The sequence below is a fragment of the Actinoallomurus sp. NPDC052308 genome (genome assembly GCF_040679195.1).
GTDB lineage: Bacteria > Actinomycetota > Actinomycetes > Streptosporangiales > Streptosporangiaceae > Actinoallomurus > Actinoallomurus liliacearum.
The window spans coordinates 377,054-391,058 of record NZ_JBFAUM010000004.1; the positions used below are offsets into that span (position 1 = coordinate 377,054).

Annotated in this window: 13 protein-coding genes; 5 read left to right on the forward strand and 8 right to left on the reverse strand. The window is 72.5% G+C overall.

What is annotated here, in order from left to right; translation table 11 throughout:
- Window positions 1-41: 41 nt before the first annotated feature.
- On the reverse strand, window positions 42-905 hold the full coding sequence (locus AB0L00_RS16365) for a hypothetical protein (protein ID WP_345347066.1): 864 nt from the start codon (window positions 903-905) through the stop codon (window positions 42-44).
- On the reverse strand, window positions 902-1,858 hold the full coding sequence (locus tag AB0L00_RS16370) for an LD-carboxypeptidase (protein ID WP_364434140.1): 957 nt from the start codon (window positions 1,856-1,858) through the stop codon (window positions 902-904). The genes AB0L00_RS16365 and AB0L00_RS16370 overlap by 4 nt, the downstream gene beginning before the upstream one ends.
- A 299-nt stretch (window positions 1,859-2,157) precedes the next feature.
- On the opposite strand from AB0L00_RS16370, the gene AB0L00_RS16375 reads away from it, so the two are divergent.
- The 4 genes from AB0L00_RS16375 (at window position 2,158) to AB0L00_RS16390 (ending at window position 6,067) form a co-directional block, all read left to right on the forward strand.
- Window positions 2,158-2,898: an SDR family oxidoreductase gene (locus AB0L00_RS16375; protein ID WP_364434143.1), complete on the forward strand. Its 741-nt coding sequence runs from the start codon at window positions 2,158-2,160 to the stop codon at window positions 2,896-2,898.
- 42 nt (window positions 2,899-2,940) lie between these two features.
- A complete protein-coding gene (locus AB0L00_RS16380) occupies window positions 2,941-3,696 on the forward strand; it encodes a glucose 1-dehydrogenase (protein ID WP_364434146.1) in 756 nt (251 codons plus the stop codon).
- Window positions 3,697-3,885: 189 nt separating this feature from the next.
- Complete coding sequence (locus tag AB0L00_RS16385; protein WP_364434148.1) at window positions 3,886-4,995, forward strand: glycoside hydrolase family 3 N-terminal domain-containing protein; 1,110 nt, start codon at window positions 3,886-3,888, stop codon at window positions 4,993-4,995.
- Between the two features lie 169 nt (window positions 4,996-5,164).
- Window positions 5,165-6,067 (forward strand): sulfotransferase, encoded by a 903-nt coding sequence (locus tag AB0L00_RS16390; RefSeq protein WP_364434150.1) that lies wholly within the window; start codon window positions 5,165-5,167, stop codon window positions 6,065-6,067.
- A gap of 312 nt (window positions 6,068-6,379) precedes the next feature.
- Here the strand turns inward: AB0L00_RS16390 and AB0L00_RS16395 are convergent, their stop codons facing one another.
- The 4 genes from AB0L00_RS16395 to AB0L00_RS16410 form a co-directional block, all read right to left on the reverse strand.
- The gene (locus tag AB0L00_RS16395) at window positions 6,380-6,778 is read right to left on the reverse strand and encodes a hypothetical protein (protein WP_345347083.1); all 399 of its coding nucleotides are present in this window, start codon (window positions 6,776-6,778) and stop codon (window positions 6,380-6,382) included.
- A 27-nt stretch (window positions 6,779-6,805) separates the two neighbouring features.
- Window positions 6,806-7,333: a hypothetical protein gene (locus AB0L00_RS16400; RefSeq protein ID WP_364434153.1), complete on the reverse strand. Its 528-nt coding sequence runs from the start codon at window positions 7,331-7,333 to the stop codon at window positions 6,806-6,808.
- A gap of 123 nt (window positions 7,334-7,456) precedes the next feature.
- Entirely contained in the window at window positions 7,457-7,639 is a 183-nt protein-coding gene (locus AB0L00_RS16405; RefSeq protein ID WP_364434155.1) for a hypothetical protein, read from the reverse strand.
- 45 nt (window positions 7,640-7,684) lie between these two features.
- Complete coding sequence (locus AB0L00_RS16410; protein ID WP_364434460.1) at window positions 7,685-9,730, reverse strand: ABC transporter ATP-binding protein; 2,046 nt, start codon at window positions 9,728-9,730, stop codon at window positions 7,685-7,687.
- A gap of 268 nt (window positions 9,731-9,998) precedes the next feature.
- Between AB0L00_RS16410 and AB0L00_RS16415 the strand changes: the two genes are divergently transcribed.
- On the forward strand, window positions 9,999-11,867 hold the full coding sequence (locus AB0L00_RS16415) for a Xaa-Pro dipeptidyl-peptidase (protein ID WP_364434157.1): 1,869 nt from the start codon (window positions 9,999-10,001) through the stop codon (window positions 11,865-11,867).
- A gap of 50 nt (window positions 11,868-11,917) precedes the next feature.
- On the opposite strand, the gene AB0L00_RS16420 is transcribed toward AB0L00_RS16415, so the two are convergent.
- Together AB0L00_RS16420 and bioB are read right to left on the reverse strand one after the other, a co-directional pair.
- Entirely contained in the window at window positions 11,918-12,712 is a 795-nt protein-coding gene (locus AB0L00_RS16420) for an aldo/keto reductase (protein WP_364434463.1), read from the reverse strand.
- Window positions 12,713-12,859: 147 nt separating this feature from the next.
- Complete coding sequence (gene bioB, locus AB0L00_RS16425; protein ID WP_345347095.1) at window positions 12,860-13,918, reverse strand: biotin synthase BioB; 1,059 nt, start codon at window positions 13,916-13,918, stop codon at window positions 12,860-12,862.
- Window positions 13,919-14,005 lie beyond the last annotated feature (87 nt).

Below are 14,005 nucleotides of genomic sequence, written 5' to 3' on the forward strand. Positions count from 1 at the left end.
GCCGGCGTCCAGGAGAGGGCCACCGGGCGTCGGGGCGCGGGTCAGGGGAGGGTGTCGAGGAAGTGCATGAAGTCGGCGGGCAGCACCAGGCGGCCGCCGATCGTGCGGGACTCCAGGAGGGTGAGGGTGCCGTTCCGGATCCAGAACAGCTCCGGGGTGAGTGAGCCGGGGCCCTCGTCGTAGGCGTTCCTGGCGAAGGCGTGCAGGCGCTCAGCCGTGATCATCGCGGTGTTCTTGCGGATGGCGCAGGCGGCGATCGCACTCCGGGTGGGAGCGACGGCCAGCGCGCCGTACGGTCCCGGGTCGAGGTAGGAGTCCAGCCACAGCAGGTGCGTCGCGGCGTAGAACGTCTGTCCCTCCAGCACGCGGATGCCGGTGTCGTCGATGACGTCGCACTCCAGCGGGCCGTCGGCGCGCACGCCCTCGCGGCCGACGGCGAACAGCTCGTCGGCCGTCACCGGCCACGTCATGGCGTCGTCGGTGACGATCGTGCGCACGGTCGTGGGGGTGTCGGCGACGATCGCCTCGATGAGCCCGGGCGCGAACGGCCGGCAGATGAGGCGTCCGGTGCGGGCCTCGGCCGGGTAGACGCGGGCCCGCAGGAGGCCGCGCACCAGCGCGAAGTCGCGCAGGTCGAGTGGCTCCTCGATGGCGGTGATGATGGTGCCGACGTGGTCGGCGACCAGTGCGGGCCAGTCGTCGCGCGGCACCTGGCGGGCCAGTTGGCGCAGGTTGCGCATGCCGATGTGGAGACGCTGCGGGCCGTCGAGGAGCATCGCGTCGTTCTGGACGGGACGGCAGCCGTACCCGTGGCTCTCGGCCACCAGCACGACGAGCGAGTCGAGGGCCCGGTCGTCTCCACCGGCCGGGGCGGGCCGGTGGTCGCGGCGTTCGTACGTCGTCATGGTGTCTCCCCCGCGAAGGCGCCCGGAGGTCCGGACCGCCGTCCCCGGGCGTCCGGCACGCCCGGATGAAGTACGAGCGCGTCCGCGTCGAGCAGGACCGGAGCGCCCAGCCGGATGGTGAGCTGGCGGGGGCCGTGCCCGACCGGCACCCCCGCGAGGATCGGCACGCCGAGCGGGCCGAGACGGTCGGCGAACACCGCGTCGAGGTCACCGCAGCCGGTCCAGGTACCGAGCACGATGCCCGCGACGCCGTCGAACCAGCCCGCCTGGCGCAGTTGGGTGAGCATGCGGTCGACGCGGTAGGGCGCCTCACCGACGTCCTCGAGGAAGACGATGCGGCCGGCGGCCGGCTCCGGGGCGTACGGCGTGCCGAGCAGGGAGGTCAGGAGAGCGAGGTTGCCGCCGGTCAGGGAGCCGGTCGCGCGGCCCGGGCGCAGCGCGTGCGTGCCGGTGACGGGCCCTCCCCGGCCGAACAGGGCGGCTCGCAGGTGGTCGACCGCCTCCGGCTCGCCGTCGGCGATGAGGGAGGCGATCATCGGCCCGAACGAGGTGGTCACCCCGAGTCGTCGTCCGAACGCGACGTGCAGGGCGGTGATGTCGCTGGACCCGTGCAGGGGCTTCGGTTTCGCGCGGCCGAGCGCGGTCCAGTCGAGATGGTCGAGGACCCGCGCGGCGCCGTACCCGCCGCGGGCGCACAGGACCGCCGCGATCTCCGGGTCGCACCAGGCCGCCTGCAGGTCGGCCGCGCGGTCGGCGTCGGTGCCGGCGAGGTGGGGCAGGGTCGCGGCGATGTCGAGGGCGTGCCGCCCGAACGTCACCTCGAGGCCGAGGCTCCGCAGCACCGTGGCACCGCGCTCGAGACGGTCGGGGTCGACCGGCCCGCTGGGGGCGATGACGGCGACTCGATCCCCGGCGTGCAGTGATGATGGCTGACCGCCCCCGGGGTCGCGCATCCGCCCCTCCTTGTTATGTACTGCGTCAGAGCATGGCACCAACAACCCCCGCAGCGGAAGAGGTCAGGTGTCGCGTGACCGAGCCGCCGGTGTCAGCTCACCCCTGACACCCTGCGGTCAGAACGTCCCCGATCGGCTCGCGCATCACGCGGCACGCCGATCATACGGTGTTTGCCGTTCCTTAACGATCCGAAACCCCTCGGTCACGCGGTGGCCCGCCCGGGCTCGGCTCCGGCGACTTCGCGAGACAGGCCCTAGTGTGGCCGGCGAGCTGTTCGGACTCGGACGAGGAGTGTGTCATGACACGGACGGCCGTGGTGACCGGCGGCGGGACCGGTATCGGCCGGGCGATCGCGGAGGCGCTGATCGCCCAGAACGTCGACGTGACCATCACCGGGCGCCGGAAGGAGGTGCTCGAGGAGACCGCCGCCACGATCGGGGCGCGGGCCGTGGCCTTCGACGCCGCCGATCCGGGCGCGGTCGAGGAGGCGCTCCCGGCGCTGCCCGAGCGGGTGGACGTGCTGGTCAACAACGCCGGCGGCAACGCCACGCGCCGCCTTTCCCCGCCGGCCGACGGCGACCTGGCGGGCCTGCGCGAACTGTGGCTCGCGCAGTACGACCAGAACGTCGTCAGCGCGGTAATGGTGACGACGGCGTTGACGCCGCGCCTGGCCGCGAACGGCAGGGTCGTCCTGGTCGGCTCGATCGCGGGCGTGCGCGGCGGCGGCGCGCGCGGCAACGGCTCGTACGGCGCCGCCAAGGCGGCGGTGCACAACCTGGCCGCCGACCTCGGAGCGCGGCTCGGCCCGCGGGGCATCACCGTGAACACCGTGTCGCCCGGCCTCGTCGAGGACACCGAGTTCTTCAACGGCACGCTGTCGGAGGAGCGGCGCGCGCGGTCGAGCTCCGAGACGTTCACCGGGCGGGTCGCCACGCCCGCCGAGGTCGCGGCGACCGTGGCCTTCCTGGCGTCCCCGGCGGCCGGGCACATCACCGGTCAGGTGATCCACGTCAACGGAGGCGCGTTCCCGGGACGCTGACCTGCTCGGCCGTCCGACGCGGCGATGATGCATCATCGGGGGATGCGATTCTCCGGGCATTCGGTGGTGGTGACCGGCGCCGGCGCCGGCATCGGGCGGGCGATCGCCCTGCGGTTCGGGGCGGAGGGCGCTCAGGTCGTCGTCGCCGACCTGGACGCCGCGAGCGCCGAGCGTACGGCGGGTGAGATCCCCGGCGCCCGCGCGGTCGCCCTCGACGTGACCGACGGCGCCGGTGTCCGGGCGGCGCTGGCGGACCTACCCGTCGACGTCCTGGTGAACAACGCCGGCGGCGCGGTCGACGCCGCGTTCGAGGAACTGCCCGAGGAGGCCTGGGACCGGGACGTCGACCTGTGCCTGAAGGGAACCTTCCTGTGCACCCAGGCCGTCCTGCCGGCGATGCTGCGGCGGGGCGGGGGCGTCATCGTGAACGTGGCCTCGGTGAACGGCATCACCCATCTCGGGAACGAGGCCTACAGCGCGGCCAAGGCGGGCGTCCTCAGCCTCACGCGCAGCGTCGCGGTGCGCTACGGCCCGGCCGGGATCCGCTGCAACGCCGTCGCGCCGGGCACGATCCGCACCAGCGCGTGGGACGAGCGCGAGAGCCACCGCCCGGGCGTCCTGGACCGCGTCGCCGGCTGGTATCCGCTGCGCCGCGTCGGCACTCCGGACGACGTCGCCGCCGCGGTGGCCTTCCTGGCCTCCGACGAGGCCGCGTGGATCAGCGGGACGACGCTGCCCGTGGACGGCGGGCTGCTTGCGGGCAACCAGCGCATGACCGACGACATCGTGGGCGACTGAGCCGCCGGTGCTCTGATCGCGGCACGGGGTGACCCGGGCCGTCGTCCCACCGGCCCTGGTCCGGTCCCGGGCACGGCGGCGTTCCACAATCGAAGGGAGAGCCCGCACGCGGGCGGCGTGGGCCACGGGCCCGCGGCCGCTCGCCGGGCCGAGGAGGCGGGCTCCGAACTCGAACCCGGGGGGAACGTGATGGAACACCCCGACCGGCCGATGACCCGGCGGGACGCCCTCCGCGCCGGCCTGACCGTCGCGGCGCTCGCACCGGCGCCCGCCGCCCTCGCGCGCCCGTGGACCGGCCTGACGCCGGAGCAGCAGGCCGGGCAGCGTGTGATCTTCTCCTACTCCGGCTCCGCCGTGCCGCCCGCGCTGCTGGCGCAGATCGAGGCCGGGACCGCGGCGGGCGTCATCTTCTTCGCCGACAACGTCACGAGCCTGGACCAGGTCACCGCGGCGACCCGCCGGCTGGAGGCCGCGCGGAAGGCGGGTCCGGTACCGGCTCCGCTGTTGCTGATGACCGACCAGGAGGGCGGCAGGATCCGACGGCTCCCGGGCGGCCCCGTCAGCTCGCAGAAGGAGATCGGCCAGGCATCCGATCCCACCGCGGCGGCGGCCCGGGCCGGCACGGAGGCCGGGCGGCTGCTCGCGGGCGTCGGAATGAACGTCAACCTCGCGCCGGTCCTCGACGTCCATCGGGTGGAAGGCGACTTCGCCGATCGGCTGGGCCGCTCGTACAGCACGGATCCGGCCGTCTGCGGCCGGCTGGGCGCCGCCTTCGTCACGGCGCAGCAGCGGGCCGGGGTCGCGGCGACCGTCAAGCACTTCCCAGGGCTCGGTGCGGCCGGGCCGGACGAGAACACCGACCTGCGGCCCGTCACGTTGCGGGTCCCCCGGTCGGTCCTGAGGACCGTCGACGAACCCCCGTACGCTCCGGCGATCGCGGCCGGTGTGCGGCTCGTGATGCCGTCCTGGGCGGTCTATCCGGCGCTGGACCCGGCACGGCCCGCGGGCCTGTCCCCGGTCGTCCTCGGGTCGCTCCGCGGCCGGCTCGGGTTCCGGGGCGTGACCGTGAGCGACGCGATCAACGCCGGGGGGCTGGAGACGTTCGGCACGTACGCGGAGCGGGCGGTCGCGGCCGCGCGGGCCGGGATGGACCTCATCCTCGTCTGCTCCCAGCGGGTCGCCGACGGGCAAGCGGTCGTCTCCGGCCTGGCCGGCGCCCTGCGGAGCGGACGACTGGACCGGCGCGCCTTCGACGCCGCACGGGCCCGGGTCTCCGATCTTCGCCACAGGTCCGGCTGAATTCCCCCGTTTGACCCTTCGCGCCTGCGGCAGAATCCAGTTTTCTGGCACTAACATCCGATGTGTCCGTCAACCGGTCGTGGGCACGGCCGACGCATCCGGGGAGAGGCCCCATGAGTGGCGATCAGGGCGAAGTCGACCTGACGAGAGTGGCAGACTTATGGGACCCATGCGCACGACGTCCCCCCACATCCTGGTGGTCAATGGCACCAAGGTCCGCCGCCCGGTCTTTCTCCTGGGCGCACCCCACTCGGGAACGGACCTCCTCGCCCGCGCGCTCAGACGCTCGGGCGCGTTCCACGTCACGATGGGACGCCCCGGCGTGGTCCGCACGGTGTACGCCTTCGCCCGGCGACCCTCGATCGCCAATGAGCGGGGGCAGGGCGCGGCGCGCGTCCTGCGCGACGCGTACGCGCACACCTGGCAGGTGACCCGCGAGGGCTGCGGCGAGTGCCCGGCGGACTGCCGCGGACTGGGCCGCATCGGGGCCGACGGCACCTGCGCGGACCCGCGCGGCGTCCAGCGGTTCGCCGACGCCACCCCGGACCTGATCTACAGCACGGACGTGATCCTGGACGCCTTCCCGGACGCGCAGCTCATCCAGATCATCCGGGACGGCCGGGACGTCGTCGCCGGAATGCTCACCGACGAGCGCTGCCTGGCCTGGTTCCGGCCCGGGTTCGCCAACCTGGACGAGGTCTTCCCGAACCCCTTCTTCGGGGTCGAGGACGTCACCGAGCGGGCCCGCTGGCCGCAGGCCGGCGTCGCGGTCAAGTGCGCGCTGCGCTGGCGGGGGGCGATCCGGCTCAGTGCCCGGCTCCGGGCGCAGACGCCCGAGGAGCAACTGCTCACGATCCGGTACGAGGAACTCGTGGCCCGGCCCCGCGAGGTCGTCTCCGCCCTGTCCGACTACCTCGGCCAGCGGGTCTCCCGCACCGCGCTGTACGGCCTCCACGACGGAGGCGTCGGCCGGTGGCAGGAGGGGCTGACGCCCAAGCAGGTCATCCAGGTGGAGAAGATCGCCGGGGCCGAGCTGACCCGTCTCGGCTACCGGCTCAGCGACCGGGGATAGCCGTCGGCGGGCTCCCGCGTTCGGCGTACCGCCAGCCGATCGCCAGTCCGGCCGCGCCGCACCCGACGAGGAGAGCGGTGATCCGCCGCATCCCGCGCCTGTTCTTCACCATCGCATTCACTCCGCAGTGACGATTCGCCGCCTGCTCCCACATTGTCCCGAGCGCGCGACGGCGGCGTTGCGATGAGAATGCGCTCAGGTGAAACCCCGCGGACGGTCCGCGGTGTCGGCCCGCGCCGAACGGGCGCCGGCGCGCCGGTGTTCCAGGACGCCTGCGTCCCAGGGCGCCGGCCCGGGAACGCCGGAGCGGGCTCAGTCCTCGTTGTCGTCGTCCGGGGCGTCGGTGGGCCCGCGCAGAACGGCGTCGTGCGATCGGTCGAAGTCCTCGCCGGATCCCTGCACACAGCGCACGGCGACGCCGTGACCGGGTTCTCGGACGGTGGCGCATCCGTTCGCCGGCAGCGGGGGCGGCCGCCGTCCCCCTCTCCGGGGCTCCGGGACGTCGCGGACGACCCCCGCCCTGATCCCCGCGATCGACGGCCGGTGGTGCCGGCCCTCGCGGAGCGGCCGGTGGTGGGCGGACCCGGCCCGGGCGGTCTGATGATGGGAGACGTTCACGTCCCGGTCCACCGGCTCGACTCTCTGGCGGCAGCCGGTCATCGCCAGCGCGGCTCCTAAGACCGCGCCCACCATGGCGTGCGAACGTCTCATCTCGTCTCCCCCCGATCCGCGTCCCGCTCAGGGACTGAAGTAATGCTGCATCCGGGTGACCCGGCCCCGGCCGTCGAACCACAGCTCGAACATGTGCGCCCGGTCCACCAGCGGGTGGAGCCGCGCCTGCAGCTTGCCGAGCAGCGCGCGGAACTCCTCCGGAGTGAGCCGGACTCCGCGCACCCAGTCGGTGACGCCGTCGTTGGCGATCGGGGCGGACGCCCGGATCACCGCCCCGGGCGCCAGCCGCAGCGGGACGTAGCGCCCCACGTCCGCCGGGCGCACCGTCTCCGGCCCGCCGGGCTGGACCTTGCGGGCCGGCGCGAACAGCACGACCTCCGCCGTCGGGCCGACCATGACCAGGCCGAAGACGCGAGAGCGGTCGGCGTACGGCGCGCCCGGACCGCCCGGGTCCGGAGCCGCCGACGGGGCGTCGGGGCCCGGCGGGTCGGTCCGCTCACCGGTCCCCGCGCCGGTCAGCAGCAGGGCCCCGGCGCAGGCGATCAACGCGACGACGGTCACCCAGCGTGTCCGCTTGGTATACGGAAAGCTCACGCCGAGGATCTACCCTCGTCGTCACCGGCTCATTCCTGTGCGCTGACCGAGCGCCGACAAATCACCACAAATGACAAAAAGCCCATTCCACCCCGCTGCCCGAAACGGCACCGATCGCCGGCGTCATGACCGGTCGGCGCCCTGCTCACCAGGGGTGTTGTCGGAGTCTTGCGAGCGGGCGTCCGGTGCCGGGCGTTCGAGCTCTTCGGCGACGAGCCGGCCCACCTCGCGGAACAGCTCGCTGCTCGGCCAGATCTCACGCGGCGGCGGGATATGGGTACGGGCGCGGTCACCCGGCATCGCCATCGACCGTTCCCTTCACTCGTGGACACGGATCCTCGCTGAGTCCGTCTACCCGCGAACGGCCGTTGTACGCGGGACGGGCCGCTTCCCGGCGGCCGGCGCGGCGGGGCGGCGGGCGCCGGGTACGGCGCCGTGGCCAGCGGCGGGGCCATCCTGCCGGGCGAACTGCGTGTGGTACAGCTCGCTGTACAGCCCGCCCCCGGCGAGCAGCTCGTCATGACGGCCCCGCTCGGCCACGCGGCCGTCCTCGATCACGAGGATCTGGTCGGCCTCGCGGATCGTCGACAGCCGGTGGGCGATGACGATCGACGTGCGGCCGGCCAGAGCGGTGCGCAGCGCCCGCTGCACCGCGGCCTCGGACTCGGAGTCCAGGTGGGCGGTGGCCTCGTCGAGCACCACGACCGAGGGCGCCTTCAGCAGCAGCCGGGCGATGGCCAGGCGCTGCTTCTCCCCGCCGGACAGCCGGTAGCCCCGGTCTCCGACGACGGTGTCGAGGCCGTCGGGCATGCTCTCGACGAGCTCCCAGATCTGCGCGGCCCGGAGCGCCTCGGCCAGTTCCTCGTCGGTGGCGTCGGGCCGGGCGTACGCGAGGTTGGCGCGGATCGAGTCGTGGAACAGATGCGCGTCCTGGGTGACCACGCCGACCGTGCCGCGCAGCGACTCGAGGGTCGTGTCCCGTACGTCCTGGCCGCCGATGCGGACGACGCCCTCCGTCACGTCGTACAGCCGGGATACGAGCTGGGTGATGGTCGTCTTACCGGCGCCGGAGGGCCCGACCAGTGCCGTCATCGTTCCCGGAGCGGCGCGGAAGCTCACTCCGTGCAGCACCTCGCGGCTCGGCGCGGTGTCGGTCCGCGCGATCGACTCCAAAGAGGCCAGCGAGACCTCGGCGGCCGCCGGGTAGCTGAAGACCACGTCGTCGAACTCGATCGCCGGCGCGTCGTCCGCCACGAGCAGGTCCAGGTCATCCGCCGCGGACCCGGCGGACGCGGCGGAGTCGTCCGGGCGAGGGGAGGCGGAGAAGCGCTCCGGCAGGGGCCGGGCGTCGGGCTTCTCGTCGATCATCGGCTTGAGGTCGAGCACCTCGAAGACGCGGTCGAAGCTGACCAGCGCGGTCATCACGTCGACGTGCACGTTGGACAGCGCGGTCAGCGGACCGTACATGCGGGTGAGCAGCGTCGCCAGGGCGACGAGCGTGCCGAGCTGGAAGCTGCCGTCGACGACGAGCGAGCCGCCGACCCCGTACACCATGGCGGTCGCCAGCGAGGCCACCAGCGTGAGGGCGGTGAAGAAGACCCGGCCGTACATCGCGGACGTCACCCCGATGTCGCGCACCCGCCGGGCCCGGTCGGCGAAGCCCGCCGACTCCTCCTCGGGCCGGCCGTACAGCTTGGCGAGCATCGCGCCGGCGACGTTGAACCGCTCGGTCATGAGCGAGCTCATCTCCGCGTCGAGCTGCATCTGCTCCCGGCTGATCTTCTGCAGCCGCCGGCCCACCCACTTGGCGGGGAAGATGAAGATCGGTAGCAGCACCAGGGCGATCAGCGTGACCTGCCAGGACAGCACGAGCATGGTGACCAGCACGAGGATCAGGCTGATCACGTTCGAGACGACGGAGGACAACGTGGTGGTCAGGGCGCGCTGCGCGCCGATGACGTCGCTGTTCAGACGACTGACCAGCGAACCGGTCTGGGCGCGCATGAAGAAGGCGACCGGCATGCGCTGCACGTGGTCGAACACCTGGGTGCGCAGGTCGTAGATCAGCCCCTCGCCGATGCGCGCGGAGTACCACCGCTGGCCGAGGCCGATGAGCGCCTCCACCAGGGCGAGGCCCGCGACGGCGGAGGCCAGTGTGATCACGATCCCGGTCCGGTGCGGCACGATCCCGCGATCGATGATGGTCTTCAGCAGCAGCGGGTTGGCCACGACGATGACGGCGGCCACGGCGTTCAGCGCCAGGAAGAGCACGAGCTCCCGGATGTACGGGCGGGCGTAGCCGGCGATGCGGCGCACCGTCCCGGCCTTGAGCCGTTCCTTGACGACCGACCTGTCGCGGCGGAACGACGCCATCATCATCCAGCCGTTGTCCGGCATCCCCACGGCGGTCCCTCCCGAGGATTCGCGACGTAATCATGTAAGCGCGTCGGCAAGAACGTACCGGATCGTTGGTTGATTCCCCCGGGTTTCCGGTTCGTCGCTCGCCTCCATCCCAGCCTGCGCCATGCACACGGATCCCCGCCATCCGCCGTCCGGCCGAACCGGACCCCGGACCCGCGGCCTAGTCCCCCCTTCCACGGACTTGTGCCGGAAGTCGATCTTGCGTGGAATGTCACAAGCCCCGACAACCCCCAACGGAGCCTTCATGCGACAACGCACGCTCGGCGTGGTCCTGGCGATCACCACGATCACCGCCGCGCCCGCCATCTCCGCACGCCCCGCCGACGCCGCCCCCACCCCCCACGTGACGGTGTCCGGTGGGGAGACCCAGCCGGTCTTCTCCCGCGCCGACGCCATCACCCAGACGGTGAACATCGAGGTCCCGGTCGACAGCGACCACGACGGCGTCCGGGACCGGATGCAGATGCGGATCATGCGCCCCAAGGAGACCGACCAGGGCCTCAAGGTCCCGACCATCGTCGAGCCGAGCCCGTACTGGGCCGGCGGCAACGACGTGCCCAACCACGACGTCGACATCGACGGCCTGAGCGCCCGCGGGCTGCGGCAGAACCGGTCGGCCGACGTCCTCGCCGGCGCCTTTCCCGGTTACTACGACAACTACTTCCTGCCGCGCGGCTACGCCGTCGCCGACCTCGACAGCCTGGGCACCGGCGGCTCGACCGGCTGCCCGACCTCGGGCGCGCGCAACGAACAGGCCGGGGCCCGCGCCGCCGTCGACTGGCTGACCGGCCGCGCGCGCGGCTGGGCCCCCGACGGCACCCCGGTCAAGGCGACCTGGTCGACCGGGAACGTCGGCATGATCGGTCAGTCCTACGACGGGACGCTGCCGAACATGGCGGCCGCCACCGGTGTGCCGGGGCTCAAGGCGATCGTGCCGATCGCCGGGATCTCCTCCTGGTACGACTACTACCGCGCCAACGGCGGCGTGCTCGCGCCCGGCGGCTTCCAGGGCGAGGACCTCGACGTCCTGGCCAAGTACATCTACACGCGCGCGGACCGGGAGATCTGCAAGCAGGTCATCGCCGACATCGAGGCGAGGCAGGACCGCGACACCGGCGACTACAGCCGGTTCTGGGACGAGCGGAACTACGTCCAGGACGCCCGGAAGGTGCGCGCCGCCGTGTTCGTCGTGCACGGCCTGAACGACTGGAACGTCAAGACCAAGCAGTCGGTGCAGTGGTGGAACGCCCTCGCCCGCGCCGGCGTCCCCCGGAAGCTGTGGCTGCACCAGGCGAACCACAACACGCCGTTCCGCTGGCGGATCGAGGAATGGCTGCGGCAGACGCACCACTGGTTCGACCACTGGCTGTACGGGATCGACAACGGCATCATGCGGGAGCCGCGCGTCGACATCGAGCGGGCGCCCGGGCAGTGGGAGCAGCACGCGGACTGGCCGGAGCCCGGCACGCGCACCGTCGACCTGCACCTGAACGCCTCCGGCGACCTGGCCGCGAAGCCGCAGCGCGGCGCGGCGCAGTCGATGGTCGACGCGGGGCGCACCCGGACGGCCGAGCAGCTCGCGGCCGACCCGACGACCCCGGATCCGAACCGCCTGGTCTACCTGACCCCGCAGCTCACCAAGCCGGTGCGGGTCGGCGGCACGCCGCGCATCTCGCTGCGCGCCTCCCTCGACGGCCGCTCGCCGTACCTCACCGCGCTGCTGGTCGACTACGGCACCGACACCCGGCCGACCGGTGTGGTCGCGAGCACGGGCGAACAGGTCTGCTACGGCCAGGGGGTCCCAGGCGATGACGGCTGCACCACCCGGACCGCGCACGTCACCGAGACCAAGCCGTTCAAGATCGTGACGCGTGGCTGGCTGGACGCCCGCAACCGGCACGACCCGGCCCGTACCGAGCCGCTCCAGGCCGGGAAGACGTACGACTTCACCTGGGACTTCCAGCCGAACGACTACGTCTTCAAGGCGGGCCACCGGCTGGGCGTCGTGGTGCTGTCCACCGACTACGACTACACGCTGCGCTATCCGGCCGGAACGCGGCTGACCGTGCGGCCCGGGGTGAGCACCCTGCACCTGCCGGTCGCCCCGCGCTGAGACGGCGATGGGCGGGCGGCGTGACGCCGCCCGCCCATCCTGAGCTTCGCTCAGGCGCCGAGGTTGAAGGTGTCCGGGTCCGGGCCGGTGCGCTCGTCCCGGTTCAGGCCCGCGATGGCGGCCAGGTCGTCGTCGCTCAGCTCGAAGTCGAAGACGTCGATGTTCTCCCTGATGCGGGACGGCGTGACCGACTTGGGGATCACCACGTTGCCGATCTGGACGTGCCAGCGCAGGACGACCTGCGCCGGGGTCTTGCCGTGCGCGGACGCGATCCGGGTGACCGTGTCGTCCTTGAGCAGCCCGCCGCCCTGGGCGAGCGGGCTCCACGCCTCCGTGGCGATGCCGTGCTCGGCGTGGAACGCCCGCAGGTCCGCCTGCTGGAGGTACGGGTGCAGCTCGATCTGGTTGAGCGCGGGGACGACGTCGGTCTCCTCGAACAACCGCCGCAGGTGCGGGATCTGGAAGTTCGAGACGCCGATCGCCTTGGCCCGGCCCTCCTTGTAGATCTTCTCGAACGCCTTCCAGGTCTCCACGTAGGCGTCCTTGGCCGGCAGCGGCCAGTGGATGAGGTAGAGGTCGACGTGGTCGAGCCCGAGCTTGTCGAGGCTCAGGTCGAACGCCCGCAGCGCGGCGTCGTACCCCTGGTCGCCGTTCCACAGCTTCGTGGTCACGAACAGCTGGTCGCGGGGCACGCCGGCGTCGGCGATGGCCTTGCCGACGCCCTCCTCGTTCTCGTAGGCCGCCGCGGTGTCGATGCTGCGGTAGCCCGCCTCGATTGCGGTGCCGACCGCGGGGGCCGCCTCCTCGTCGGGAACCTGCCAGACACCGAACCCCAGCTGCGGCATGGTGGCACCGGTGTTCAGCGTGATCGTCGGGACGCTTGACACAAGGGTCCTTCCATTGTCGTCGAAGTAATCGCCTCCCGGCAGCGTACGGACCCGGCCGGAACTCCCCTCCAGCCGGGTCCGTTTTGCCGCCGAGGGGGCGGACCATCACGTATTGCCCTCTGTGTCCGTCCCTATTCCGCGGTCCCGGATGACGACGAGGTCGTGCCGGGCCTCCGGCCCGGCGGACCGTTCGGCGCCCTCCACGACGAAGCCCGCGTCGGCGATCATGCGCAGGTCGTCGTCGCCGGCCTGGCCCTCGCTCGTGAGGTAGTCGCCGAGGAAGATCGAGTTCACGACGTGCAGCGCGAGCGGCTGCAGGCCGCGCAGGTGGATCTCCCGTCCGCCGGCCAGCCGCACCTCCACGTCCGGGAAGACCAGCCGGAACAGCGCGAGGACGCGCAGGCAGCGCAGCGGCGTCAGCTCCCACCTCCCCGCGAGCGGCGTCCCCTCGAACGGGATGAGGAAGTTCACCGGGACCGAGTCCGGGTTCAGCTCGCGCAGCGCGAACGCGACGTCGATGACGTCCTCGTCGCCCTCCCCCATGCCGAAGATCGCTCCCGAGCACGGCGACAGCCCGGCGGCCGCCGCCTCGTTGACCGTGTCGACCCGGTCCTGAAAACCGTGGGTCGTGCAGATGTCGCCGTAGCGTTCGGCGCTGGTGTTGAGGTTGTGGTTGTAGGCGAACGCACCCGCCTCGCGCAGCTGCTCGGCCTGGCCGGGCTTCAGCAGGCCGAGGCACACGCAGACCTCGACGTCGCGCGCGGCGATCTCCCGGACGGCCGCGCCGACCCGGTCGATGTCCCGCTGTGCGGGGCCCCGGCCGCTGGCGACCAGGCAGACCCGGCGTGCGCCGCGCGCGACCGCCTGATCGGCGGCGCGGACCATCTCCTCGGTGTCCTGCCAGGAGTACTTCAGGATGTCGGCGTCGGACCCCTTGCGCTGCGAGCAGTAGAAGCAGTCCTCCGGGCACAGGCCGCTCTTCATGTTGACCAGGTAGTTGAGCTTCACCCGGTTCCCGAAGAAGGCCCGCCGCACCCGTCCGACTGCCGCGATCAGTTCGAGCGTGCCCTCGTCGGAGACGGCGAGCACCGTACGGGCCTCATCCCGGGTCAGCGCCTCCCGGCGCATCGCCTTGGCCACGATCGGATCCACGAGATCGTCCATGGGGCGAGTCTGCCGTGTGCCGGTCGACGCGCGGAGGAGCCACCGGCACAACAGGGCGGACCGTGGCTTGTAGGCGCGATCTACTTG